The sequence below is a fragment of the Acinetobacter sp. ANC 3929 genome (assembly GCF_000369405.1).
Classification (GTDB): domain Bacteria; phylum Pseudomonadota; class Gammaproteobacteria; order Pseudomonadales; family Moraxellaceae; genus Acinetobacter.
Genome location: NZ_KB849999.1, coordinates 698,028 through 724,865 on the forward strand (window position 1 = coordinate 698,028; position 26,838 = coordinate 724,865).

Below are 26,838 nucleotides of genomic sequence, written 5' to 3' on the forward strand. Positions count from 1 at the left end.
TTTAAATCTCAATTTCTAACCAATCAGCAAAATATACGCTTATTCCTCAATATTGTGTCTCAACTTGTTTTTTCAAGTCCCAAATAGAAAAGCTGCCGCAATGACAGCTTTTAAATGTGAACTATAGTGCCCCATTGCCTAGAACAATGCCTTCACGTCGAGGATCTACCCCACCCGCGTATTTACTTTGATCATCAATTTTGACTTTCATAATCGTCGCAATACCGCTGGTTTGTGCAGTGTTGGAAATCCCATGCCCTTTTGCTTTCAAAGCCTCAATCAGTTCAACTAAAGATAACTGATCATTTGAGCTATCGATATTGGTATTTGGACTATTGGTTGCACCAAAATTCACCAATGAAGTCGCCTGCTGTGCATTCAAGTTCCAGTCCAATGCCCCAATCAAAGTTTTGACCACATATTGAATGATGGTCCCACCACCCGGTGAGCCCGTTGCCATGTAAAACTCATCCGCTGTCGTGCCTTTAAACACTAAAGTTGGTGCCATGGTACTACGCGGACGTTTGCCACCTTCGACCCGATTCGCCAGCAATGCACCAGTTTGGTCAACAGGATTCGCACTAAAGTCAGTTAACTGATTGGATAACAAGAAACCATCGACCATATGGAATGAGCCCATGCTGGATTCAACAGTCGAGGTCATTGAAACCACATTCCCATAAGCATCAACGATCGTAAATTGAGTGGTTCCATGCTCAACAGTCTTATCGATGCCAGCATTTGAGTCGAATTGACCTGCTTGTGCCACGCCCATACTTTGATTCGGATTGATCAATGCGGCGCGTTGTTTTAAATAATTTTTGTCAATCAGACTGGCAATTCCTTTGGCAGGTAAAGGCACGAAATCTGTGTCTGCTACATATTTATCGCGGTCTGCATAAGCCAGTCGTTCCGTTTCAGAAACTAAATGTACACCCATGACATCAGGTATCCCACCTTCATTCTCTGCATTTTTAGGTGGATATTGACTCATCTCAAAGTTTTCTAAAATGCCCAGTGTTTGTGCAACCGCGATCCCACCTGATGATGGCGGTGGCATAGTACAGACATAATAACGGTCTCGGTAAGTGGTACAGATTGGCGTCCGTTTTTTAACTTGATAATTGGATAAGTCCTGTAAAGTCATTAAGCTCGGCGTAATGGGTGTACGGGCTGCATCATCCCCGACAGTTTGCCCTGCCTTAGCCACAATATTTTTCGCCATCGGCCCGTTGTACATGGCTTGCGCACCTTGGGTTGCAAGTGTTTCCAGCGTTTTGGCATACGCTTTGTTGGTCATGGTCTCACCGACTTTACGAGGTGTACCATCTGGATAGAAATAGGTTGCTACCGCATTTGCATCGAGTGCCAAATGGCCTGCATTACTGGCAATCGCATCAGCCAAACGTCCAGGAATACGGAAGCCATGATCTGCCAAATCAATCGCTTGATTAAAAAGCTGATCCCATTTCAGTTTGCCATGTTCCTGCTGCGCCTGTTCCAGCAAGCGCATTACCCCAGGTACACCAATAGAACGGCCACTGCGACGGGTACTCGGCACAGGAGCTGGAGATTCTGGATCATATATATCCTGTCGAACTAGATAGTATTCATTGGCCGCAGCAGGTGCAGTTTCCCTTCCATCATATGCTGTGACAGTTTTACTTTTCGCATCGTAATACATCATAAAACCGCTACCTGCGATGGTACTGGATTGCGGCTCAACCAAACCCAATACCGCTTGTACAGCTACGGCGGCATCCACTGCGCTTCCACCCGCTTTTAAAATTTCACAGCCCGCCTTTACAGCCAATGGCGTGTTCGCCACCACCATGTATTTATCGGCATATTTGACTGTATTGTTTAAACGATAACCCGATGCATCTTCAGGCGCGGCTGGATCACCATTCTGATTGGAACCTACGACAACACTGGAACCATCCTGTGCCAATTTGCTGCAACTGCTTGGGTCTTGATCAATGATCAAATTGGGCTTGGAAGGATGATCTGTATTTGAATCTTTACTTGATTGATCTGATGAGGAGTCATTTCCACATCCCTGCAATACACCAACAGCCAATAAACTGCTGAAAAAAAATGAATATCTATAATTCACGTGATAACTCCATTTTATATACCTGCCTATCCATGCAATTGTCATGCTAGTTTCTTTGTTTTCAGGTATAAGGGTTTTAATATTTGATAAAAATTAACTTCTAATAATATTGAATTATTTTGGCCTTTATCTCCTGACCCCAGTAATGCTCCTCCTTGTTATTGCATTGCTATCCTTATTGCCTTCAAGTGGATTCTGGCATGCTTTCTCCGCAAAAAAACAGGCAAAATCTATCAATTCCAAGTTAAAACACCATTTTTATACATAAAAAAAGCACCTCCTAAGAGATGCTTTCCAATTCAGAATTTCTAGTGGGTCGGCATGCCACCCGTATTGCCTTTCGGTTTTGGACTCAGCCAGATCAAGGCACTGGCAAATACAAACACAATCGCCAACAGCATAAACACATGGTTGGCCGACATGGTAATCGCTTCTTTATCCACCAAATTAGCAATCACACCTAGCGTTGCATCGGGTGAGAATCCATTCTGAAGCAGACTATTTTGGACTTCTTGCGGATGCAGATTATTGACCATTTCGCTACGTGCCACTTTGGCATGATCATCCCAAATGGTGACTGCAATTGAAGCACCAATCGCACCTGCCATAGTTCTGAGAAAGTTCATTAGACCAGCGGCTGATGCCATTTCTTGTGGTAATACTGAGCCCATTGCAATATTCGACAATGGAATAAAGAAAAATGGCACTGCAAAACCTTGCAAGATTTGTGGCCACGCCAAGGCCATAAAGTCAGCATCCGTTACCCAAAATGCACGCATTAAAGTCACGACACCCAGTAAAGCCAGACCAAAACTGGCCAACGCCCGAGGGTCATATTTGGTCGATAATTTAGCCACAATCGGTGACATGGTGAGACTGCCCAACCCCATTGTCGCGGTCAGATAGCCAGCCCAGGTTGCGGTGTAGCCCAAATTGATCTGTAACCATTGCGGGATCAACACAATACTGCCAAAAAAGGAGCCGAAGCCAAAGGCCAGTGCCAACACCGAAACAGCGAAGCCCCGATGCCTAAATACATATAGATTGACCACGGGATGCTTCTCGGTCAGCTCCCAGATCATAAACACAATAAAGCCGACCACCGCAATCAAAGCCAGCATAATAATACTGCTGCTATTAAACCAATCGCGTTCATGTCCTAGATCCAGCATCAATTGCAATGCGCCAATCCACAACACCAATAAACCCAGACCAATGGCATCGATGCGCATTTTTTCAGTTTTGGTTTCAGCCACAGACAATAATCGAATAGAGGCTAGAACACAGAAAATCCCAACTGGAATATTAATAAAGAAGATCCAGTGCCAAGACAGATTGTCACTAATCAGCCCACCAAGGATCGGCCCTAGAATTGGCCCAATCACCGTGGTCATTGCCCAAAGTCCCATCGCCTGAGCATGTTTTTCAGGTGGGAAAATCCGCATCAATAAAGTTTGGCTGAGCGGCATCAGTGGGCCGCCACACAAGCCTTGTCCAATTCGGAAAAATACCAGCATTTCTAAGGAGGTCGCCAAACCACATAAGAATGAAAAGACAGTAAAACCAATCAATCCGAAGACAAATACCCGAACCGTACCAAAGCGTCCTGCAAGCCAACCTGTTAAAGGGACACAAATCGCTTCCGCAACGGCATAAGAAGTAATCACCCATGTCCCTTGAGAACTGGACACAGCGAGGTTTCCTGTAATATGTGGCACAGAAACATTGGCAATTGTGGTATCTAGTACCACCATAAAATTTGAGAGTGCGATCACGAAAGCTGCAAGCAGTAATCGCCCGCCACTGAGTTCTGCAAAAGGGTTTTGCGTTTTCATGGCTGATTACTTCGATACGAGATCAATATCCGCTTGCATCGACAGCCCCACACGTAATGGATGTTCTGCAAGTTCTTTCGGATCAAGGCTAATACGTACAGGTAGACGCTGTACCACTTTAATCCAGTTCCCTGTGGCATTTTGTGCAGGAATCAAGGCAAATGCTGCACCAGTACCACCCGAGAAACCTTGCACAGTACCGTGATAAACCACATCATCACCATACAAATCAGAACGAAGTGTTACCTTCTGCCCTGCTTTCACCTTGGCGAGCTGGCTTTCTTTATAGTTTGCATCGACATACAGTGCTGAAATAGGGACAACCGACATCATCGCTGTACCTGGTGCAACACGTTGCCCAATCTGAATATTACGACGCGCTACCACACCATCGACTGGTGCACGAATCACTGTCCGCTCTAAATCCAGTGCAGCCTGTTCTACATGTGCTTTAGCCACCAATACATCTGGTGTTGATGCTTCATTCACCCCTTGAATCAAGGCTTCATTAGCGGCAAAAGTACTTTCAGCCGCTTTACGGCTTGATGTTGCTTGCGCCAAACCTGCTTGAGTCAGCTCTAAACTGGCTTTGGCTGTAGACACAGCACTTTGCGCCTTACTCAATTCTTCTTTAGAAATGGCACCTGTCGCAGCAAGTTCATTACGGCGTTTCAGCTCCAATACCGCACGATCATAATCGGCTTGAGCTTTGGTCACTTGTGCTTGTGCACTGCTGATTTCATCATTACGCACTACAACTTGAGAGTTTAAAGAGCTACTATTTGCTTGGCTTTGTTTATATTGACGTTGCGCCTTGGCTAACTCAGCTTGTGCCTGTGCCAGTTGAATCTTGGCATCACGCTCATCAATACGGACCAGTACATCACCCTGTTTGACCTGTTGTGTGTCTTTCACCAACACTTCAGCCACTTGCCCACTGACCATTGACGTGATTTGTGCAGTTTCTGCACCCACATAGGCATTGTCTGTACTGACGGAATGATTAAAGAATAACGCCCAAATACCATACAAAATTGCAGCGAGAATGAGAATGAGCACGAAAAAGCCGAGGAATTTTTTACGTTTTGCTTTCATTGCATCATCTGATGCCGAATCTGAAGCAGCATCCTGTAGATTGGCTTGGGCGTCAGTCATAGGTTATTCCTGAAATTAAAGAGATTTTTAACTTTTGGTTTAATCAGCCGGCCAGTTTAATTTTAAAAACTTAACTGAATGTTAAAAAACCAAAAATGTAAAATAAGAGAAAAAACTATTTCGCATTTTAACGGTAAAAAATCATATGACGAGATTAAAAAAAATAACTGATGCGTTCAATTCTTATAAATTGATATTTTAATGATTATAAAAAACTTAAAGTTTGGATTCTAAACGAGTGATGTTCGCAATGCCTACTGATACAACAATACTTAGCATACCTATAAAGCATAAAGATATATGTGGTGTAGGCTTGTGTATTTTGCTGGATTTGCTCTAATGAACTTAGGTAGAAGAATGATTTTTGTATAGTGTCCTATTCTTCCACGCGAGAAAAACACGGTCATTTATGGATCAGAATGGCATTTTTCTTGCAAATAAAACAACAAACATTCGCTAGGTGAAAGGATGATGACATCACTCAGCCAAAACATGGATCTTATCCACCATTCGCATCAAGCTGACTTTGCTCAAGATCTGATGTCAATGATCTGTGGTGAACACCGCTTGGACACCCTTTGTCGAGAAACACTCGACTTTCATTATGACGGGATTCGTTTACCACATAAAAAAATGGCGATCGGGACCATCCGTTATGGAGCCAATGTTGCCATCAATATTGCCAATCTAAAAGCCTATAGCATCAGCCTGCCGTTTCATGGCAAGCAAACACTCAGCATCCGTGGTGCCAAGTATCAATCTGATGCAGATACAGGCCTTATCGTTTCTAATCAAGATTTGCAGGATTTGGTCATTAATCAGGATTGTCAAAAATTTCAGGTGGTGATTCCTGAAAAAAGTCTGCATATGGTGCTATCAGAGCTCCTGAATCAACCACTGGAACAAGCATTGGTGTTTAACCCTGAAATCTCTCTCGGCATGACGGGTTTAATGAAAGCCTGGTGGAATAACATCGAAAATTTTTTACAACTCAAATCACATTATGCTGACTTTTCTGGCTTACCGATGTTTTCTGAGGATTATGAAAATTTTGTGATTAAAGCGCTACTGCTGTCACAGGAAAGTAATTATTCTGCGGCATTGCATGAACGCTGCAATCAAATGGAACCCGCGTATATCCGCAAAGTGAAGAATTTTATTGTGCAACATGCACAGGAATCCTTCGATGCAGAGAGTTTACAACGTTTAGCAGGTGTTTCTAAATCCAAACTCTATGAGGAGTTCCAGCAATATTATGGACTCAGTCCGATGGCCTATTTACGCAAATATCGACTGCAGCAAATCTATAACATATTGAGTCATACTGCTAAACATCAAAAAATTTCAATCTCCAAACTGGCCTATGATTGGGGCTTTAATCACCTCAGCCGTTTTGCGCAAGAATATAAAGATGAATTTGGCGAAAAACCGAGTGAAACCCGTAATAAAACGAATGAAATATCATAAAAAAACAAAAGCCCAGTGTCTGAAAGCACTGGGTTTTTTCTTAGGCGTAGGTTAATTGATACTTAAGACAGCATTGGCTTTATTGTTTTGACGCATCGCTTTCAAACTCAATGCAATAAAAGCAATAAAGGTCGGCAAAGCCAATAAATAGAAAATACCACCGAGACTAATTTCATAGGTAAAGATATAAGAACCGAAGAATGCCCCAAAAATTGCACCAACGCGTCCAATGCCATGCATCCATGACACGCCAACTGCACGACATTGTGACGGGTAGAATAATGCAGCCAATGGTAACAATGATGATTGTGCACCAGTGAGCAAAGCACCTATCAGGAAAATAGAGATCCCAAGCAACAAAATGCTTGAGCTGACAAAACCGGCAACGATAAATAGAATGAATGCCATTAAATACGCATATTTAATCACGATGGTTGGATTGAGTTTATCCATATACCAACCCATGATGACAGCGCCAATCACCCCACCAAATGGGAAAATTGCAGCAATGAGACTAAACTGCTGGGTACTAAAACCTGCTGTTTTTAAAATCGTTGGCATCCAGCTGGTCAGTAAATAGAACACCAATAGACTCATGAAACAGCACAGCCATAACATGACTGAACCCCATAGATATTTACTTAAAACCATTTTGACTGGACTTTCAGCATGATTGACACCCACTTGAGGGAGTTCAATCTTGACCTTGTCAATAAACAAGTGGCCTTGAATTTTTTCAAGAATACTTTGGGCTCTATTTTGCTGCTCTGTTTTAATTAAATACGGTACTGATTCTGGCAATTTCAGCAACAAAGCCAGCACGAGGAACAAAGGAATGATGCCACCTAAAATCACCACCTTGGCCCAGCCTAAGTTTTCCAGTAAATACGCAGACAGTAAACCACCACAGGAAATCCCCAGCATAAAACCACAACCCGCCAAACCCGTCAGAAAAGCTTTACGTTTTGCGGGCATATACTCTGAAACAATGGTACTGATATTTGGCATCGCAGCACCCAACCCAACACCGGTAATAAAACGGTAAATCATCAAATCTTGTGTGGAAGAAGCAAAGCCACATAAGATGGTAAATACGGAAAATAATAAAGTCGTGGACACAATCACGCCTTTACGGCCAAACCGATCTGCCAATGGCCCAGAAATAATCGCACCAATCGACATCCCCACTAGCGCCGCGCTCAGCACTGGCGCCAATTCAGGCTTGCTAATGCCCCAATCATCCAATAAGGCTGGCGCAATAAAACCGATAATCCCGGTATCTAAACCATCACAGAAAAACACCAGAAAGCCCAATGCAAAAACCAGCCATTGTAAGGGCGACAGCCGATCTCGATTAATCACATGATTCACATCAATTGTCTTCATTTTTATTCCCTTAAAAGTAGATGTTTCAACGTATGCTCACGTTGAGATTTTTAATTTTTCAAACTGCTTAATTATCTTAAACAGAGGGATTTCCCCTCCCTCTGTTTTGCGTCAATCATCTGGCAACGCAGCCGATCAATTACGAGCCGTATTACTCTGTAAAAACTTTTCGCTATATAGGCGATAGTTCTTTAAAGCATGTTGATCCAACCAACTTTTGACGGCTTCTATCATCGGTGGCGGACCACATAAATACATATCAAATGCCTGTTCCGCGAGTTGATCTCGATTCAGGTGCTCATGGATATAACCTGTTTTACCTGTCCACACATCCGATGCTTGGGTTACGACGGGTTGATATTTGAAATTTGGCAGACGTTCAGCATAAGTCTGCAATCGAGATTGTTCACATAAATCAGCTTCTTGATTGACCCCGTAATACAATTGAATTGCAGGTGGGTTCGCCTGTTCTGCAATATTGTCGAGCATGCCTAAAAAAGCCGACAGCCCCGTTCCTCCGGCAATAAATACCAAAGGACGCTCAACTTCACGAAGATAAAAACTACCGAGAGGTGCTTCCATCATCATGGTTTGACCCACTTGGCAGCGATCACGTAAATAATTACTCATTACCCCATCGGGTAATAGGCGAATTAAAAACTGCAACTGATTGCTCTGATTCGGACGATTGGCAAAAGAATAAGAACGCCAGTCATCAGTCTCAGGGATCTGCAAACGTGCATATTGGCCTGGTAAAAACTCTAATTGCTTAGTAGATGAACTGGCATCAACGTGTAAAATCGCGGTTGTCTCGGACACCAGTTCAACCTGAGTCACTTGCGTTGCAATTTTCAGTGTCTCGCCAGCGTTACAGATTTCAGAATTATGATCGAAATAGAATGCAGCATTGGATTTGACTCGCGTTTGACAAGCCAACATTTTACGCTCGGCCAAATCACGCTCACTTAAAGCATCTTCATCCACATATTCTTGTTCATAAATGCCTGTTTCACACTGTCCCTGACAGGTTCCGCACACGCCTTCACGGCAATCCAAAGGTAAGTTAATGCCTTGACGAATAGCAGCATTAAGTAACAGTTCATCCTCCTGTACCGAAATAAAGAAGGTTTTCCCATCGGCAAAATTAAGTGCAACTGAATGTCCCATCATGATGCTCCCTTAAACATGATAAAAATCCAACACCGAATCAATTTTGTCATTTAGCAAAATCGTGTGCTGACGGCGAATACGGAATCCTTCAGCCGTTTGTCTTAACACGTAAGTGGCATGTCCATAGAAACAACCTTCTAAGCCTTGACGGTTATATAAGGTGCTCCATCCGACTCTGGCTTCAATCAAACCATCTTGCAGGTTTTTAACCTGTACATTTTGAATACTGTGCTGGGTACGGGGTAAGGGGGTCGCCGATGCTGCTTTTCCAGTACGGATACGGAATACGCGGTCTTCTAGACCCGATCGATCTGCATAATAGATATAAGACAGACCCTGATTCGGATCTTCGACATATTGATGATCGTCAATCCATTGCGGAATGTGATATTCACTATCTTCATCATATAGTTCCAGATAGGCATCCCAGTCATAACGGTCGCATAACTCTGATTTTTGATAAAGGAATTGTGAAACAGCAAAATGTAGTTCAGCAGTCATGACTTATACCTCTTCCGTTGCTGTATCAAGTTGATAAGTAATATCCTGCATTTTTAAAGCTTTGCGATTTAAGCCATCCAGCATCAAACGTTGCCATTGACCATGTTGATTGACATACAAACCTTCATGCGTCAGTTCACGTCCCGTAATCACGGGTCGGATTCCGAGATCTTGTGCATTTGGGGTTATGTCATAACACCAAGTATGATGACCACGAGAAATATCACTCCAACGTTCCAGACGCGCCTGAAATCCTTTTTGCTGTTCCCGAAACTCCACCAAATCATCTGGCGTACCTAAGCCCGAGACATTGAAAAAGTCTTCAAACTGGCGAATACGGTTACGACGCGCTTCGGTTGACTCCCCTTTTACCGCGAGACATTGGCTAATCACTTCGGTTTTATTCCATGCCACTGGACGCACAATCCTTAGCTGTGAACTGATCTGATCCATAAAAAATAAACTTGGATACAGGTTTAAATTTCTTAGGCGGTGCATGGCCCATTCCGCACGCTTCGTACCATATTTTTCCACTAGATAAGGCATGACGGTGTCATAGCCTGGACGCACTGCGGGATTTGGCATCTCACTGAATAAAACGCTGTGACCATTTTTAAAACTGAACCAGCCATCATCAGTCTGGTTATCGCCTGCACCTAATTTGCTGTAGTCCAAAGTATCCAGATCATCGCCTTTGGCTGCATTGACTTGCTGGCGATGTTGCACAGTGGAGACATAGTTATAGTGCACGGTACTGACGTGATAGCCATCCAGTCCATTTTCATTTTGCAGCTTCCAATTTCCTGCAAAAGTATAGGCCGACTTGCCTTGCAGGACTTCTAACTCGCCAGTCGGTGACTGCTCTACCATTAAATCGAGGAATACTTTGGCATCCCCCAAGAAGTCTTCAAGGCTATCCGTTGCCTGTGTATCCAGACTGACAAAAACAAAACCACGATAACTGGCAATACGTCCTTGTTTGAGACCACGACTGGACTTATCAAAATCTTCACAATATTCAGCAGGCGCTTTGACTTTGACCAGACGACCATCAGATTTATAGCACCATGCATGAAACGGACAGGTAAACGTGGATTGATTGCCTTTGGTAACACGAGTCAAGGTCGCACCACGATGCTCACAGGCATTGACCATGGCATGTAATTGGCCTTGGCCATCACGGCTAATAATTAAGGGTTGTCGTCCAATCTGAACCGTTAGAAAATCATGATTGTTGGGAATTTCACTTTCGTGGCAGGCATAAATCCAGACTTTTTCAAAAATGAATTCCATTTCCAAATCGAAAAGTTCAGCCTCTGTGAACATATCACGTGCGATACGAAACACCCCATCCTTAGGGCGAAAGTCGAGACATCCTGTAATAAAATTCTGCCATCCAGCAATATTACGTGTTGTCATTTTTATGTCCTCCAATCAATAAAAACCTTTTCTTGATTGAAGCGTGATTTAGTCGTGGGCTCTATCCAGTTTTTCCAGATCTCTATCCAGATTGTGAATAATTTTAAATAAGCTCAGCAGGAGAATGTTGAATCATGAACAAAACATGATTTGCAGATACGGCAAAGAATTGTGCAGGACAATAATGATAGGCTTTGAAATTAAATAAGCCCCTCAGGCTATAAATGAGAGGCGCTCAATATTTTTATTTTAAGAAATTAATATGCATACGAGGCAATTGCGGTTGCAATCGCTTTACCTTCATCATTGACCATAGTCATACGCATGGTGCAACCTTTACGACCTAGACGTAAGGTTTCAGCACGAGCAATAAAATGTTTGCCACGTCCTGGTGCCAGATAATCGACCCGCATATCTACAGTAGCTAAACGCGATACTTTCTTAATGGTATCAGGTAAATCTTCTGGCGTGGCACGGCGATAAAGCTGCTCCATCGCAACCACCCCACCAATACTGTCCAGAATCGTTGCTGCGACACCCCCATGTAAAATCTGAAATGCAACATTCCCGACTAACTCTGGCTGCATCTCAAAATACGCTTCAATCTGATCATCAACCACTCGCATGACCATGCCACTGTATTTAAAAAAAGGACAGGCATTGAATGCCTTACACAGCTGTTTTAAAACCACTTGGTGGTCTGCCTTGGCACCTAGCTGAATATTCCCAGTCCAGTTTCTCTTTACATCATTCATACGCGGCCTACACTCAATGGAAAGAAGAACTTTCCATTATTTTGCACAAATCTAAAAATATGGGGCTACAATAGCGGGGTTCTGTAATTGAGCAACAGCGCTAAGCTCTCCCTAGCGTGACTTAATACCTCAATTATTTCTATAGTGTAATACTGAACATCGAGATTGTTATGACTTATACGTTCAATCGTCCAGCTTTTCCTGCGACTCGCATGCGCCGTATCCGTAAAAATGACCAACTTCGTGCCATGGTCAGTGAAACTCATTTAACTGCGAATCATTTGATTTATCCAGTGTTTGTATTACCAGGACAGCAACAAACCCAAGACATTCCGAGCATGCCAAATGTACAACGTCTGTCGGCTGATTTACTGCTCAAAAAAGCAGAAACCTTGCTTGAACTCGGGGTTTCAAAACTTGCCTTATTCCCTGTGACACCACAACAAGATAAAAGTTTAACGGCAGAAGCCGCTTGGGATGAAAACGGTTTAGTTCAAACCACCTGTCGCCTACTTAAAAAAGAATTACCAGAAATGGTACTGATTACTGATGGTGCACTTGATCCTTATACCACTCATGGTCAAGACGGCATTATTGATGACACGGGTTATGTACTTAATGATGAAACCGTTGAATGCCTAGTAAAACAAGCACTCAGTCATGCTGCGGCTGGTGCTGATGTGATTGCGCCAAGTGACATGATGGATGGTCGTATCGGTGCGATTCGTCAAGCATTAGAACAAAACGATTTTATCTACACCAACATCATGGCTTATTCAGCAAAATATGCCTCAAGCTTCTATGGTCCTTTCCGCGATGCAGTCGGTTCTGCCAGCAATCTGAAAGGTGGCAATAAATACAATTATCAGATGGATATTGGCAACCGTGCCGAAGCACTGCATGAAATCGCACTAGACCTCCAAGAGGGCGCGGATATGGTGATTGTCAAACCAGGTATGCCTTATCTGGATGTGGTTCGTGAAGTCAAAGATACTTTTGGCGTTCCAACCTTTATCTATCAAGTCAGCGGCGAATACGCCATGCTTGCAGGTGCGATTCAAAATGGTTGGTTATCTGACAGCGTTATTCTGGAATCTTTGATGTGTTGCCGTCGTGCAGGTGCAGATGGGATCTGGACGTATTTTGCTGAAGATGCAGCACGTAAATTAAAAGAGATGAGATAGATCTCCCCTAACCCCTCTTTGATAAAGAGGGGAATCTTTAAACTGGTTTAACTTTATCATGCATATTGCCATCATTGGTGCGGGTATTAGCGGCTTAATGTCAGCATTGGAACTTGCTGAACAAGGTTGTTCTGTCGATATTTTTGACCAACAACAAGCAGGTCAAGCAGCCTCGTGGGCGGGTGGCGGTATCCTCTCACCCATGTATCCTTGGCGTTATGCGCCCGAAGTAAATCAGCTGGCAAAACACGGAAAATCTCTCTATCAAACATGGAATGAGAAATTACGTCCCATCACTGGCATTGATTTTCAAATTCACGATACGGGTATGCTGATTTTCGATCAGGAAGATTTCGAGATCGGCTTGAATTATGCCAATCGATATCAGGAACCGATGCAGCAATGCGAACTGCTCGATCGTCCTCAACTTCAACAAGTAAATCCCCACGTTTCAGCACAATTCCAACAAGCAATTTATTTCCCACAACTGTCGAGTGTTCGTAATCCACGCTTATTACAATCGTTAATTTACTATTTAAAACAACACCCTGCCGTACGTTTTTTTGAACAGTGCCCTGTTGGAAAACTGGTGATTCAAAATAAAAAAGTTCACGGGATTGAGACCGAAGATGGTCAGAAATTTACGGCAAATCATGTCGTGATTAGTTCTGGTGCATGGAGCCAGCTATGGCAACAACAAATTCAACGCAATATCCCCGTACATCCCGTACAAGGGCAAATGCTGTTATTTAAAACGCCAGCAAACTGGCTACCAACCATGTGTATGAATCGGGTGATGTATTTGATTCCACGTCAAGATGGTCACATTGTCTGTGGTTCAAGCATGGCAGATACGGGCTTTAGTACAGCAATCGATAGTCAAACCCAACGGGATATTCTCAACGCCTGTTTAAAAATAGTGCCTGAATTAGCGCAATTCCCGATTGTAAAACGTTGGGCAGGTTTACGTCCAAGTTCTCCAGAGGGCATTCCCTATATCGGCGCAATGCCTGAACTGGAAAATCTTTGGGCTAATTTTGGGCATTTCCGTAATGGTTTATGTATGGGCTCTGGTTCTGCACGTCTGCTACGCCAACTGATTTTGGGACAAGATACACTGATTGATCCCCAGGCCTATTCACCGCAACGTTTGAAACAGCATAATTTAATGTCTTGCTAGAATTTCGGTTAAAGCCCCATTCAAATCTGGATATTGAAATCTGAAGCCCTGTTCGAGCAAAGCCTGAGGAATCACATATTGCCCATTTAAAATAAGCTGTGCTTGCTCGCCAAGCATCGATGTAAATACACACTTAGGCATTCGCATAAAAGGTTTGCGTTTTAAAATGTGGGCGGCAATTTGAGCGAACTGCTGTTGATTGATTTGTTCAGGTGCTACAAGGTTATACACCTTTTGACTGTGATTGGATTGCAACAGAAAAACAATGGCATTCAGTACATCTTGGATATGAATCCACACCACTGGTTGCTGCCCCGAGCCAATTTTTGCAACAGCATTCAATCGAATCGGTAACAGCATCTGCGGCAAAATCCCACCCTGTCCAAAAACCACACCTAAACGAATGATCTTGGTATTTTGTTGGCTATACTTTAAAGCAGTTTGTTCCCACTTTTGGCAAAGTTCAGACATAAAAATCTCTTGCGGTGGTGTATTTTCATCACAAATAAGCTTCCATTTTTCTTGTGGATCAATACCGTAATAACCAATCGCAGACCCAGAAATAATGCATTTCGGAAAAATTTGCCGTTGTTCCAGCCATTGATACAGTTGTTCTGTCACCGCAACACGGCTGTGTATTAATTGTTGCTTACGTTGTTCAGTCCAACGTTTTGCGCCAATATTTTCACCAGCCAGATTAATCACATAATCAATCTGTTGCGTTTCAATTTGATCAAGATCACTCACCCAACGTAGCGCTGAATGCTGAGAAACTCGATTTGGCTGTCGGGTCAGTGCAAGGATTTGATATTGTTGTTCTAATAAAAAAGGCAACAAATGTGAGCCAATAAAGCCACTTGCGCCTGTGATTAAAACCGTCTGTTTTTGCATCGCACCTTCATCCTGCATAAAATTGATCAGCTCTATATCTAAGTCTTAGCAGAATGAAAGTGAATTACAAGTGAACTTTTTCAACTAGTTGAACATTTTATTGGCCATTCTCTGTGCTTGCGGTCCATAAAACCAATAGGTAATCAAGAACAGCGGTACGGCTATCACAAACCACATTGCTAAAATACTAAGCAAAAATGCAGGTTGTTTCAGATATAACAAGAAGTTTTGCCAAACTTCCGGATCTTTACGTGCAAAAACAAATAGCCCGAACAATAAGCCACAGACGTTGTATCCCCAAAAGATCAGACTAAAGCCAATACTTAGGCGTTTCCGTTCCTGTGGCGTCGGTGCGCGGCGTTGTTGCTTCAAAAATTTAAATAAAATAATAATGATCGCGATTAAATAAGGAATGGCAGTCAATACGCCACCAATACTATTTGGTAAAATAGCTGCTAGTACACCTGCCAACAACGTCGCAGTAAAACAAATTATAAAAAACCAGATATAGTACAAACGCAATGAAATCATAAAGATAAACCTAATTAGACTGGCTTTAGAAAATAATTATAAAATTTTTTCACTTTTTTTTCATTTATATGTCAACCAATCCTCAACCAGCAGCGTTATATAGGGTACAAGGTCGCAGCAACCGATTGTACATTGCACGGCATCCGCAATGTTTTCGGTGACCTTTCATTATGACTCTCCATCTTTAACAATGGTTGTGTTAGCAGCCAGAACCATTGAAAAAGATTTTGACCGACGATTTATCATCACTCGAATCGTCGGTTTTTATTTGCCTGAAATTTGTATTTTAAAGCGTATCGGCAACATACATTTTGATCAGCTGACCTTCGTCCTCTGTCACCTTGGTTAAAAATGTCCAGCCACACTTTTCGTAAAAATCATCTTGGTCAGTCACCAGATAAAGCTTTTCAAATCCTAAATTTTTCATTTCTACTCGAACAAAATCCAGCAGTTGCTTGGCGATATTCCGCTTTCGATAAGTTTCCTCAACAAACAAAGCACATAAGTTTGGGCTGAGATCTTTGCGCTCATGGAAGTCATTGTCGATTACACCTGCACCAGCAATGATTTGCTGCTGTTCATTTAGAATTACATACCACTGCGGAATTCCTTGTGGCTGCTCAATCGAAGTTTGTATGCTGTCTCGATAAGCCTCAACAGGAATTTCCCATTGATCTGAAAACCACATTACAGCCTGTTCTCGCAATTCAGGATGATTCGCCAATTTAATAATCTTCATCAATACAGGATTAACCTCTTATATCTTACTCAATTATATTCAACGCGATTTTATGATTAAAGACCAAAATGCACACCTGCTTACATAAATCTCTCGTCTTTCAATTCCATATCTCTTTAAAATAATTCTACGACTATAAAAATTAAGGATAGATTGGATGAACAGCATTATTTATTTTGAAATTCAGTCATCAGATCCACAACGTGACATTCACTTTTATCAATCTGTATTTGGCTGGAAATTTGAAAAAGTAGAAGGCCTACCGATTGAATATTATCGTATCGCAACAACAGGAATTCATGGCGGTTTATTACAACGTCCTGTAGCAACACCACCAACAGGATGTGGAACCAATGCCTTTACCTGTAGTATAGAGGTGGCAAATTTCGATGAAACTGCAGCTAAAATTCTAAGTTTAGGTGGGATTATCGCCATGGATAAGTTTGCGATCCCGAACCGCTGCTGGCAAGGCTATTTTCTTGATCTCGACCATAATACCTTTGGGATTTGTGAAATCGATGAACAGGCACAATAACTAGCTAAATTCAAGTTAAATTAAAAATGATTACCGCCCCTTAAACTGCGGTGGGCGTTTTTCTAACATGGCGCGAACACCTTCTTGAGCATCCTCAGATACAAACAGCGGCATCAAATAATTGTTCATTTTTTCAAATGCAACCGTTTGCCCTTCCACGACTGCATCGGTTGCAGAGGCCAATAAAGCCTGTACTGCAAGCGGTGCAGCACTACAAATCTCTTTGGCAATTTCCAAGGCACGTTCAAGTTGTTGCCCATTTTCTACAATCTCAGAAATCAGGTTCAACTGATCTGCCGTTTTAGCATCAAAAGTTTTACCTGTTAATAAATAAGGCATCGCTTTTTGCCAACCGGCAGCTTGTACAAAGCGTACCGTTGCCCCACCAAAAGGCATAATCCCTCGTTGAACTTCGAGCTGACCAAATACTGTATTTTCACTGGCAATCACCACATCAGCATTCAGCATTAATTCAACTCCTGCGGTATAACAAATCCCCTGTACAGCCACCACTACAGGTTTGGTTCGATGCCGCCCACCCGTTCCCCACGGATTAATCTGCTCAGGCTCAAAATTAAAAATACCTTGTGAAATTTTGGACTGTAACTCAACCAGATCTAAGCCCGCAGTAAAGTGATCACCATGCGCAAAAATCACGGCACAGCGCAGTTCAGAGTGATTTTCATATTCGGTTAAGGCTTGAGATAAGTCATGAATCATATGGCTATCAAAAGCATTACGTTTTTCCACTCGATCCAGACCAATCAACATGATCTGATCCATGATTTCACGGCTTACTTTACCTAAGCTCATTTTATCTTCCTCATGGTTAAAATAATGGTATTCAGATCAAACTAGAGGATCGTTGAAAAATGATCAAGGCACATCTTGTAGTGCTTTTCTGCTCATGAAGGCTCTCCCTTCTACCTGAATACGTGCTACCTTATTCGGGTTTATTTTATTTTTAGATTCATTTATGACCGTGCGTTTTTTTCATACGTCTGACTGGCATTTGGGGCAGTTTTTTTATAATCATTCCCGCCACTACGAACATGAACAATTTCTGGCATGGTTACTTGAGCAGATCAAGGCAAAACAACCGCATGCCTTATTGATTGCGGGTGATATCTTTGATGTCATCAATCCAAGTTCACAGGCACAAAAACAACTCTACCAATTCCTTGCCGATGCACATGAGCTTGCCCCGCACATGCAAACCCTAATGATTGCTGGCAATCACGATTCAGGCTATCGAATTGAACAAGTCGAGCCCTTATTAGAAAAATACAATGCCAAAACCGTCGGTGTAATTCGCTGGAATCCAGATAAAAGCCTCGATCTAGAACGTTTAATTTTGCCGATTTATGATGAGCAAAAACAGATTGTGGCGTGGTGTATTGCCCTGCCATTCTTACGATCAGCCGAAATTACAGGCTTTAATGAACACACCACCAATAGCCAAAATGCGATTGCTTATTTACATCAGCAACTGATTGCTGAAGCTAAACGCCGTAAAACTGATGATCAGGCTTTAATTCTGATGTCACATGCGCATATGCAAGGTGGTGAAACCTCGGATTCAGAACGCCCGATTATCATTGGCAATGAAGAAGCGCTTTCCACCAGCCTGTTTGATGACAGTATTGATTATGTGGCACTGGGACATTTGCATAAACCGCAAAAAGTACAGCATCCGCATATTCGTTATAGCGGTTCACCGATTCCACTGTCATTTAGTGAAATCAACTATAAGCACCAGGTGGTTGAAGTCACGAGTGATCCTAAAAAAAGTGAAGACTCATTGAGCTTTGAAGCTTTGTCTATACCAAGAAGTATTCAACTGCATAAAATTAAAGATGAACTCACCGTAGTCATGCAACGCCTTCGCAATCTGCCAAATGAACCGATCGAAAATCTCGAGCATCGCGAATATGTCGATATCGAATATCACACCACGACGCCACCACAACCGAATCTACGACAACAATTTGAAGATGCCTTGCCCAAAGATCGTTATCGACTGGTGCGCATTTCCAGACAATATCTATCCAATGAAAGCAATGCAGAGAACAAACAAACTATCAGCTTAGAACCACCGACACCTGAAAAACTATTTCAGCAAATTTGGGAGAAAAAGGGCTATTACGCCGATAATGAAGTCACTCAAGACTTTATGAGTTTAGTCGCAGAGGCGCAAAAGCAACTTGAAGATGATCAGACTGTTTAAGGACCTGCCATGAAAATTTTATCAATTCGACTGAAAAATTTGGCATCTTTGGCAGATGAGCATTTTATTGACTTTGAAACTGAGCCTTTGGCCAGTGCGGGACTGATCGCCATTGTCGGAAAAACGGGTGCTGGAAAATCTACCATTTTAGATGCTATGTGTCTGGCCTTATTTAATAAAATTCCACGCCTCAAGGAAAGTGACGGTAAGCTGTTAGATGTGGATGGTTCTGAACTGCTGACCAACTCCCCACTTACTGTTTTACGTCGCGGCACAGGACATGGTTTTGCCGAACTGTGTTTTGTGGCACAAGATCAAAAGCATTACCTCGCACGTTGGGAAATTAAACGTGCCCGTGAAAATGCCAGTGGCAAACTGCAAAGTGTGCAACGCTCACTGAAATGCCTGACCGACGGTGTGGTGATTGCAGATAAAACCAAAGCGGTTGAAGCCCATATTCAACAGATTACCCAACTCAGTTTTGAGCAATTTACCCGTGCCGTCTTACTCGCACAGTCTGAGGTCACCGCATTTTTAAAAGCACGTGATAATGAACGTGGTGAACTATTGGAATATCTGACCAATTCCAGCATTTTTGCCAAAATTGGACAATTGGCTTATCAAAAGACCAAAGAAATAGCTGATCAACGTAAGCAATTAGAAAATGTTTTAGGTCATATCGAAATCCGCTCAGATGAAGATGTCTCAGCATTACAACTACATTTTCAACATGCACAGCAACAGGTTCAACAACTCGAAACTGAGAAAACTCAACTCCATCAGCAACTACAATGGTTTGAGCAGCAGCAAAAGCTCAATCATGAAATTGGACTAAAACAACAACAATATGATCTTCAGCTCAGAACCTATGATGCATTGGCAGTTGAACGTACCCAATTGACTCAACTCGAAAGCTTCTCAGGTATTCGTCCTATTGTCTTTCAGCAGCAACATCTTCAAAAAAACATTCTGCAACTCGAGCCACAAATTCAGCAAAAGCAAAATAGCTTTACGACTTTAATCACTCAATTTGAGCAAGAAAAAAGTCGTTATACTCAAGCTGAAACAGCATTGCATCAATTTCAAAGCTTTGAGCAGACTCATCAAAATGAACTCACACAAGTCCGTAAATATGTACAGGAACGTGAATACATCGCAGATGAATACAAAAAAACCAAGAATCGTTTAAACCAGATTGAAAGCCAGCAACGACCTTTACAGGAACAACAACAACAGTTTGAACAAAGCCATCACAGTCTCTCAACACAACATCAAATCAATCTTGAGCAACTGCATCAAAGTATCCAATTTACAGCGTTGGACAATGGTCTGAATGCCCATATTCAACAACTCAATCAATTTATTCAGCAATACCAAAAAGTCGAACAAAATTTAGGTTCAATTCAACAAGCGCAGTCCAAACTTAAACAAGACAAAGTCATTTTGGATGATCTCATCCAACAGTTTGGTACGACTCAGCAGATCGAATCTCAACTTGAACAAAAACAAAATTTGAGAGAACAACAGCAAACGCGACTCAATCAATTGGAGCTGATTCAGCAGAAGTTACAGCATTACTTTGAAGTCATGAATCATAGGACTGAGCTCCATCAAAAACTGGACACAGCACATCAGCAACAGCTACAACTTGAGCAACAACTGCAAAAAGTCGAAACAGAATTCCAATCTGCCAAGACCGAACGTGAGAAATTACAGCAGATTTTGCAGCAGCAACGTTTACTGCACGCAGAAAATATTGAACATTTACGCGCAGAATTAAAACCAGGCGAAGCATGCTTAGTCTGCGGCAGTATAGAACACCCCTATCGTGATGACACCAGTCAGCTCTCCAAAGCCTTGTATGAGCTACAGCAACAACAAGAACAACAAGCCATCCAGCATGAACAACAATGTTTTCAACGTTGGCAAAACTCTCAGCAACAATTCACTCAAATTCGAGCTGAGCATACGCAATTACAATCTGCGATGCAGCAAAGCCAAGACAAATTCAACATTCAACAGCATGAATTAATTAGTCAAGCAGCACAGTTTGCGGTCGTGCTCGATTTGACCCAATCACAAGTGCAAATCACAACAGCTCATCAACAATGGCTTGCTGATACGCTACAAAGTAAGCAACAAGCAGAATTGGATTTACAACGACTCGGACAAGCCCGCAAAGACCAATATCATCTCAACCAAGCCATTCAAAATATTAGCTATCAGCTTGAGAACGTACAACAGTTACAACATCAAGTTCAGCATATTGTCGATTGTCTGGATGCAAATGAAAAAAAACTGTGGCAACAACACCCCGTTTCCTGCTCACAACAGGTCTTGCATCGCTTACAGCAACGCGCACAGCAGCTCGAGCAAACTGAAAACTTAAATAAGCAACAACAACATCTACAACAGCAGCTTAATTTATTAAAATCGAATTTGGCTGGATTAACAACCCAACACACCGAGCTGAGTCAGCAGCTTAAAGATATTGAAGTTAAAGGTAAACAAAATACAGATTCAGCACATCAGTTGATTGTTGCCATGACAGGTTTGACAGAACTTAAAGCCAATGAATGGTTGAATCAACATGATCAACAACGTCAACAATTACAGAGCCAATATCAGCAAATTAAACAGAATTTCGAGCATGCCCGCCAAAACTTTGAGCAACAAAAAAGTGAACTGGAACAGCTCAAAACGCAACAGCAGCAGCATCAATCTAGATTGGCAGAATGTAAAACTGAAATAGGCATATGGTTAGCACAACATACTGATTTTAATGAAAGTCAGTTGCTTGATTTACTTGTAATTTCATCAGAACAAGAACAACAAATACGCCTATCCCTACAAAATGCGGAACGCTTCCGTAATGAGGCAGCATCTGCGCTGAAAACCCTACAAGAGCAGTTACATGCACATCAGCAACAGCAACCTGAAATCGAGTGCGAGCAGCTCACAGAGAACATCCGTCTCAATCTTGAAAGCTTGCAACAGCAGGTGGAGCTGCGTGATCAACACAAACTAAAACTGGAAGTACATCAGCAGAACGTCACCAAACAGAAACAGTTTGCCGAGCAGATTCAACAAATTCAGCAACAAGAACATCGCTGGAATAAGATTTCGAGCTTGATTGGGGATTCAAAAGGAAAAGATTTCCGTGACTTTGCACAACAATATAATTTAGACATTTTGCTGGAATACGCCAATCAACAGTTGGCGATGCTATCACAGCGTTATACCTTGAAGCGTTTAGATAACTCACTCAGCTTGGCAATTATCGACCATGATATGGATGGTGAAATCCGTTCGGTTGCTTCACTCTCAGGTGGTGAATCTTTTCTCACTGCCCTCGCGATTTCTTTGGCGATTGCCAATATGGCATCTGGTTCCATGAAAATCGAATCACTATTTATTGATGAAGGTTTTGGTACCTTAGATGCCTCGTCATTACATATGGTAATGAATGCGCTGGATCAGTTGCAAAGCCAAGGTCGTAAAGTGATTTTAATTTCTCATATTCAGGAAATGCATGAGCGGATTCCTGTACAGATTCAGGTACAACCTGTTGGATCAGGTTCGAGTCGGGTTGAGGTGGTTGGATAGATCTAATAATTCTTATGGAAATCAAAAGATGGAACAAAACAATTCGTTTCAATTAATACCAATATTCAAGCGTATTTCGAAGCAACAAATTGCGGAATACGTTTGCTTATACAGCTTAGAAACACAAGAGTATGCTGTTCTATGCACTAACTTTTACGGCCCCTCTTCCTCAAATGAAGATCATGCTTATTTCAAGAAACTGACCATTGAGTTATTACTAGAAGAATCTCCTCAGGTTCGTTGTAAATGGTTCTCTTCAATTGAAGAAGCCATTGATCAACACGATTTAGAGTTTAGTTAGTTACTATTTCAGATTGAAATCATTCATGAGTAAATTTTATGATGCTTGAATAACCACAATACCGAGCTCTAATGAATCTGAAGAAAGCCGTTATCTTTGATCTTGATCAAACCATACTGGATAGAACAGCCTCCCTAATAAAATTCTTAAGTTGGCAGATCAATTTTTTTCAATTCGTTCCTGCAATCAAAAAGGAGCTATTCATTCAACGCTTTCTTGAGTTAGACGATAATGGCAAAGTTTGGAAAGATCGTGTTTATGAAAACCTGATTCATGAATTCTCGATTAGCCATGTTTCAAAAGATACTCTTTTAGCAAGTTATATCAATGATTTTAATAAATTTTCATGTTGCTTTGAACATGTAGAAAAAACGATGATCCAATTAAAACGGCAAGGATATTTAATTGGCTTAATTTCTAATGGTAGAACACCTTTTCAAGAACATAATTTTTATGCCCTAGGTCTGACGGAGTTCTTTTCTAGCATTATTGTTTCTGAGGCGGTTGGACTCAGAAAACCAGATCCTGCAATTTTTCTATTATCTTGTCAGCAACTAGGTGTTACGCCACAAGATTGTATCTTTGTAGGGGATAATGAATTAGCAGATATACAAGGTGCAAAGGCGGTAGGAATGAAAACGATTTTCTTTCATTCTGATCCATCGATTTATTCATCAATCGCTGATGCAAATTTACGCGACTACGCAACATTCATAGAAACTATTGAAAACCTCTAACAATACCTTCAAACGAATATCAAAAAAACAAAGCGTTTATTTGTTTGTTGAATAATCCCTTGCACCGAACAATGCTGTCCCGACTCTGACCATGGTTGAACCTGCCGCAATCGCAGCTTCCAGATCAGCAGACATACCCATACTTAAGGTATCCCAATCTTGAGGCTGAGCATGTTGAGATTTCACTTGATCAAATAACGCTTTAGCATCTGCAAATGCAGCATGATTTTCAGGCGTAGGAATGACCATCAAACCACGTAAACAGATATTAGGAAGCTGACTGATGTGCTGAACCAGTTCAGCGACTTCTTCTGGCTGACAACCATCTTTAGAATCTTGTCCATCAATATTCACTTGCAGACAGATGTTCAGTGGCTGTTGAGATTCTAAACGCTGGCTAGATAACCGCTCGGCAATAATCAAACGGTCAACTCCATGTACCCAATCAAACTTCTCAGCCAGATGCTTGGTTTTATTACGTTGCACATGACCAATAAAATGCCACTCAATCTCCAGCTCTTTGAGTTCTTCAATTTTTTCCAGCGCTTCCTGTAAATAGTTTTCACCAAACCAGCGCTGCCCGACTGCATACATTTCACGTAGGCTAGAACTTGGATGTGTCTTTGAAACAGCCAACAATTGCACCGTTGCAGGATCACGTTGAACTTGCTGACAGGCTTGTTCTATTTGATTTAAAACAGATAGGCGGGATTGTTGCGATTGATTCATTGACACAGTTCTCATTTACGAAATCTTTTTTTGCTTTCCATTCTTTAAGGTGTTGGTAAGCCCGAATGAAAGCCTTATATTATTCTACAAAATAATGAGACATTTTAGCTTGTTTCGGGGAAATTATGGATATTACAGAACTACTCGCCTTTTCGGTCAAAAACGGTGCTTCAGATTTACACCTTTCAGCGGGTATGCCTCCTATGATTCGTGTGGATGGTGAAGTTCGCCGTATTAACTTACCAGCACTTGAACATAAAGATGTACATCGTTTGGTGTACGACATTATGAATGATAAACAACGTCGTGACTTTGAAGAAGATTTAGAAACTGACTTTTCATTTGAAGTGCCTAATATTGCTCGTTTCCGTGTCAACGCTTTTAACCAAAACCGTGGTGCAGGTGCGGTATTCCGTACCATTCCATCTAAAGTTTTGACTATGGAAGATTTAGGACTCGGCACAATTTTTAAAGAAATTTGTGATTATCCACGCGGGATTGTGCTTGTAACAGGTCCAACGGGTTCGGGTAAGTCAACCACATTAGCAGCCATGATCGACTATATTAACGAAAACCGTTATGACCATATTTTAACGGTAGAAGATCCAATTGAATTTGTACACCAGTCGAAGAAATGCCTGATCAACCAGCGTGAAGTACACCGTGATACACATGGCTTTAATGCCGCGCTTCGTTCTGCTCTGCGTGAAGACCCTGACATTATTCTGGTCGGTGAGATGCGTGACCTTGAAACCATTCGCTTGGCATTGACAGCCGCAGAAACAGGTCACTTGGTGTTTGGTACCCTGCATACGACTTCTGCCGCAAAAACCATTGACCGTGTGATCGATGTATTCCCTGCTGAAGAAAAAGACATGGTTCGTGCCATGTTGTCTGAATCTTTACAAGCAGTCATCTCTCAAACACTTTTGAAAAAAAATGGCGGTGGACGTGTGGCCGCACATGAAATCATGATCGGGATTCCTGCAATTCGTAACTTAGTGCGTGAAAATAAAGTCGCGCAAATGTATTCTGCGATTCAAACGGGTGCCAACTATGGCATGACCACATTGGATCAAAGTCTAAAAACATTGGTTTCAAAGGGTTTAATTAGCCCACAAACTGCACGAACTGTTGCAAAACAACCTGAGTCATTCCTATAAAAATAAATGGATTAGAGAAATATCATGGACTTTAATGATTTACTCAATTTGATGATTCAGCAAAACGCATCTGACTTATTTGTCACTGCGGATGTTGAACCTTCAATGAAAATTAACGGGCAGATTGTGCCTGTTTCCAAATCAAAACTTTCAGGGGAAATTGTCGGTCAATTGGTACAATCCATTATGACGGACAAACAACGTAAAGAATTCGCAGAAACCCGTGAATGCAACTTCGCGATCATGAATCGTGAAAAGACGGCACGTTTCCGTGTCAGTGCTTTTCAGCAACGTGATATGCCAGGCATGGTACTGCGTAAGATCGAAACCCATATCCCTACCATGGATGATCTAAAACTGCCTGAAGTACTCAAAGAATTGGCAATGACCAAACGTGGCATCATCATTTTTGTAGGTGCAACAGGTACAGGTAAATCAACCTCTCTTGCTTCGATGATTGGTTTCCGTAATCAAAACTCCAAAGGTCACATCATTACTATTGAGGACCCGATTGAGTTTGTACACCAGCACGGTGGCTGTATCGTGACTCAACGTGAAGTCGGAATTGATACCGACTCATTTGAAATTGCACTGAAAAATACGCTACGTCAGGCACCTGACGTGATCTTGATTGGTGAGATCCGTTCACGTGAAACCATGGACTATGCCATCGCTTTCGCAGAAACAGGTCACTTGGTACTTGCCACCCTGCACGCCAACAATGCCAACCAAGCATTAGATCGTATTATTCACTTCTTTGAAGCTGACCGTCACAGCCAGCTCTATATGGACTTGTCACTCAACTTAAAAGCATTGGTTGCGCAGCAGTTAATTCCGACGCCTGATGGTAATTCACGTCGTGCAGCGATTGAAATTTTGATTAATACCCCACTTCTGGCCGACTATATCCGTAAAGGTGAAATTCATGAGATCAAAGATCTAATGAAACGTTCGCGCGAATTGGGCATGCAAACCTTTGACCAAGCCTTATTTGATCTTTATAAAGCGGGACAAATCACCTATAAAGATGCGTTAAAGCATGCAGATTCACCAAACGACTTACGCCTCACCATCAAACTTTCCGAAGAAGGTGCAGACCAGTTATTAAGTGCCAGCCGAAATATTACGTTTGATGGACAATAATTCAAACTAAGCCATTAAAAAAGGGAAGGTTTTTGTAACCTTCCCTTTTTTATTTGTTCAATTTTCGT

At 42.0% G+C, this 26,838-nt stretch carries 23 protein-coding genes; 10 read left to right on the forward strand and 13 right to left on the reverse strand.

Annotated features, from left to right (window positions below):
- Positions 1 to 121: 121 nt before the first annotated feature.
- From ggt to F909_RS09700, 3 genes are all read right to left on the reverse strand, one after another.
- Positions 122 to 2,116, reverse strand: coding sequence for a gamma-glutamyltransferase (ggt, locus tag F909_RS09710; RefSeq protein ID WP_005150897.1), 1,995 nt, complete (start codon positions 2,114 to 2,116; stop codon positions 122 to 124).
- Positions 2,117 to 2,424: 308 nt separating this feature from the next.
- Positions 2,425 to 3,951, reverse strand: coding sequence for a DHA2 family efflux MFS transporter permease subunit (locus tag F909_RS09705; RefSeq protein ID WP_005150902.1), 1,527 nt, complete (start codon positions 3,949 to 3,951; stop codon positions 2,425 to 2,427).
- Between the two features lie 6 nt (positions 3,952 to 3,957).
- Positions 3,958 to 5,106: an HlyD family efflux transporter periplasmic adaptor subunit gene (locus F909_RS09700; protein ID WP_005150904.1), complete on the reverse strand. Its 1,149-nt coding sequence runs from the start codon at positions 5,104 to 5,106 to the stop codon at positions 3,958 to 3,960.
- A gap of 471 nt (positions 5,107 to 5,577) precedes the next feature.
- On the opposite strand from F909_RS09700, the gene F909_RS09695 reads away from it, so the two are divergent.
- Positions 5,578 to 6,573 (forward strand): AraC family transcriptional regulator, encoded by a 996-nt coding sequence (locus F909_RS09695; RefSeq protein WP_032877968.1) that lies wholly within the window; start codon positions 5,578 to 5,580, stop codon positions 6,571 to 6,573.
- A 51-nt stretch (positions 6,574 to 6,624) separates the two neighbouring features.
- On the opposite strand, the gene F909_RS09690 is transcribed toward F909_RS09695, so the two are convergent.
- From F909_RS09690 to F909_RS09670, 5 genes are all read right to left on the reverse strand, one after another.
- The gene (locus F909_RS09690; protein ID WP_005150909.1) at positions 6,625 to 7,959 is read right to left on the reverse strand and encodes an MFS transporter; all 1,335 of its coding nucleotides are present in this window, start codon (positions 7,957 to 7,959) and stop codon (positions 6,625 to 6,627) included.
- A gap of 135 nt (positions 7,960 to 8,094) precedes the next feature.
- Positions 8,095 to 9,132, reverse strand: a complete 1,038-nt coding sequence (gene antC / locus F909_RS09685) for an anthranilate 1,2-dioxygenase electron transfer component AntC (RefSeq protein ID WP_171067305.1) — start codon at positions 9,130 to 9,132, stop codon at positions 8,095 to 8,097.
- Between the two features lie 6 nt (positions 9,133 to 9,138).
- On the reverse strand, positions 9,139 to 9,630 hold the full coding sequence (antB, locus tag F909_RS09680; RefSeq protein ID WP_005150914.1) for an anthranilate 1,2-dioxygenase small subunit: 492 nt from the start codon (positions 9,628 to 9,630) through the stop codon (positions 9,139 to 9,141).
- 3 nt (positions 9,631 to 9,633) lie between these two features.
- Positions 9,634 to 11,049 (reverse strand): anthranilate 1,2-dioxygenase large subunit, encoded by a 1,416-nt coding sequence (gene antA / locus F909_RS09675; RefSeq protein ID WP_005150915.1) that lies wholly within the window; start codon positions 11,047 to 11,049, stop codon positions 9,634 to 9,636.
- Positions 11,050 to 11,306: 257 nt separating this feature from the next.
- Positions 11,307 to 11,804 (reverse strand): thioesterase family protein, encoded by a 498-nt coding sequence (locus tag F909_RS09670; protein WP_004805214.1) that lies wholly within the window; start codon positions 11,802 to 11,804, stop codon positions 11,307 to 11,309.
- A 170-nt stretch (positions 11,805 to 11,974) separates the two neighbouring features.
- Here F909_RS09670 and hemB point away from each other — a divergent pair, with 170 nt between their 5' ends.
- Together hemB and thiO are read left to right on the forward strand one after the other, a co-directional pair.
- Positions 11,975 to 12,988, forward strand: coding sequence for a porphobilinogen synthase (hemB, locus tag F909_RS09665; protein WP_005150918.1), 1,014 nt, complete (start codon positions 11,975 to 11,977; stop codon positions 12,986 to 12,988).
- 58 nt (positions 12,989 to 13,046) lie between these two features.
- Positions 13,047 to 14,168: a glycine oxidase ThiO gene (gene thiO, locus F909_RS09660; RefSeq protein ID WP_005150925.1), complete on the forward strand. Its 1,122-nt coding sequence runs from the start codon at positions 13,047 to 13,049 to the stop codon at positions 14,166 to 14,168.
- Here the strand turns inward: thiO and F909_RS09655 are convergent.
- The 3 genes from F909_RS09655 to F909_RS09645 all read right to left on the reverse strand — a co-directional run bounded on the left by F909_RS09655 (position 14,154) and on the right by F909_RS09645 (position 16,329).
- Entirely contained in the window at positions 14,154 to 15,059 is a 906-nt protein-coding gene (locus F909_RS09655) for a TIGR01777 family oxidoreductase (protein WP_032877970.1), read from the reverse strand. The two genes, thiO and F909_RS09655, sit on opposite strands and share 15 nt — an antisense overlap.
- An 84-nt stretch (positions 15,060 to 15,143) precedes the next feature.
- Positions 15,144 to 15,590, reverse strand: a complete 447-nt coding sequence (locus tag F909_RS09650; RefSeq protein ID WP_005150930.1) for an ABZJ_00895 family protein — start codon at positions 15,588 to 15,590, stop codon at positions 15,144 to 15,146.
- A gap of 286 nt (positions 15,591 to 15,876) precedes the next feature.
- Complete coding sequence (locus F909_RS09645; RefSeq protein ID WP_005150932.1) at positions 15,877 to 16,329, reverse strand: GNAT family N-acetyltransferase; 453 nt, start codon at positions 16,327 to 16,329, stop codon at positions 15,877 to 15,879.
- 157 nt (positions 16,330 to 16,486) lie between these two features.
- Between F909_RS09645 and F909_RS09640 the strand changes: the two genes are divergently transcribed.
- Positions 16,487 to 16,864, forward strand: a complete 378-nt coding sequence (locus tag F909_RS09640; protein WP_005150935.1) for a VOC family protein — start codon at positions 16,487 to 16,489, stop codon at positions 16,862 to 16,864.
- Between the two features lie 30 nt (positions 16,865 to 16,894).
- On the opposite strand, the gene F909_RS09635 is transcribed toward F909_RS09640, so the two are convergent.
- Entirely contained in the window at positions 16,895 to 17,677 is a 783-nt protein-coding gene (locus F909_RS09635; protein WP_005150937.1) for a crotonase/enoyl-CoA hydratase family protein, read from the reverse strand.
- A gap of 163 nt (positions 17,678 to 17,840) precedes the next feature.
- On the opposite strand from F909_RS09635, the gene F909_RS09630 reads away from it, so the two are divergent.
- From F909_RS09630 to F909_RS09615, 4 genes are all read left to right on the forward strand, one after another.
- Positions 17,841 to 19,091 (forward strand): exonuclease SbcCD subunit D, encoded by a 1,251-nt coding sequence (locus tag F909_RS09630; protein WP_005150939.1) that lies wholly within the window; start codon positions 17,841 to 17,843, stop codon positions 19,089 to 19,091.
- Between the two features lie 9 nt (positions 19,092 to 19,100).
- Positions 19,101 to 22,697: an AAA family ATPase gene (locus tag F909_RS09625; protein WP_005150940.1), complete on the forward strand. Its 3,597-nt coding sequence runs from the start codon at positions 19,101 to 19,103 to the stop codon at positions 22,695 to 22,697.
- Positions 22,698 to 22,725: 28 nt separating this feature from the next.
- Positions 22,726 to 22,998 carry a hypothetical protein gene (locus F909_RS09620; protein WP_005150943.1) on the forward strand — a complete coding sequence of 91 codons (273 nt, stop codon included), beginning with the start codon at positions 22,726 to 22,728 and terminating at the stop codon, positions 22,996 to 22,998.
- Between the two features lie 71 nt (positions 22,999 to 23,069).
- Positions 23,070 to 23,735, forward strand: a complete 666-nt coding sequence (locus tag F909_RS09615; protein ID WP_005150945.1) for an HAD family hydrolase — start codon at positions 23,070 to 23,072, stop codon at positions 23,733 to 23,735.
- A gap of 36 nt (positions 23,736 to 23,771) precedes the next feature.
- Here the strand turns inward: F909_RS09615 and F909_RS09610 are convergent, their stop codons facing one another.
- The gene (locus F909_RS09610) at positions 23,772 to 24,464 is read right to left on the reverse strand and encodes a YggS family pyridoxal phosphate-dependent enzyme (protein WP_005150947.1); all 693 of its coding nucleotides are present in this window, start codon (positions 24,462 to 24,464) and stop codon (positions 23,772 to 23,774) included.
- Between the two features lie 125 nt (positions 24,465 to 24,589).
- Here F909_RS09610 and F909_RS09605 point away from each other — a divergent pair, with 125 nt between their 5' ends.
- Positions 24,590 to 25,627 (forward strand): type IV pilus twitching motility protein PilT, encoded by a 1,038-nt coding sequence (locus F909_RS09605; protein WP_004770978.1) that lies wholly within the window; start codon positions 24,590 to 24,592, stop codon positions 25,625 to 25,627.
- 24 nt (positions 25,628 to 25,651) lie between these two features.
- Complete coding sequence (locus F909_RS09600) at positions 25,652 to 26,770, forward strand: PilT/PilU family type 4a pilus ATPase (protein WP_005150953.1); 1,119 nt, start codon at positions 25,652 to 25,654, stop codon at positions 26,768 to 26,770.
- Positions 26,771 to 26,838 lie beyond the last annotated feature (68 nt).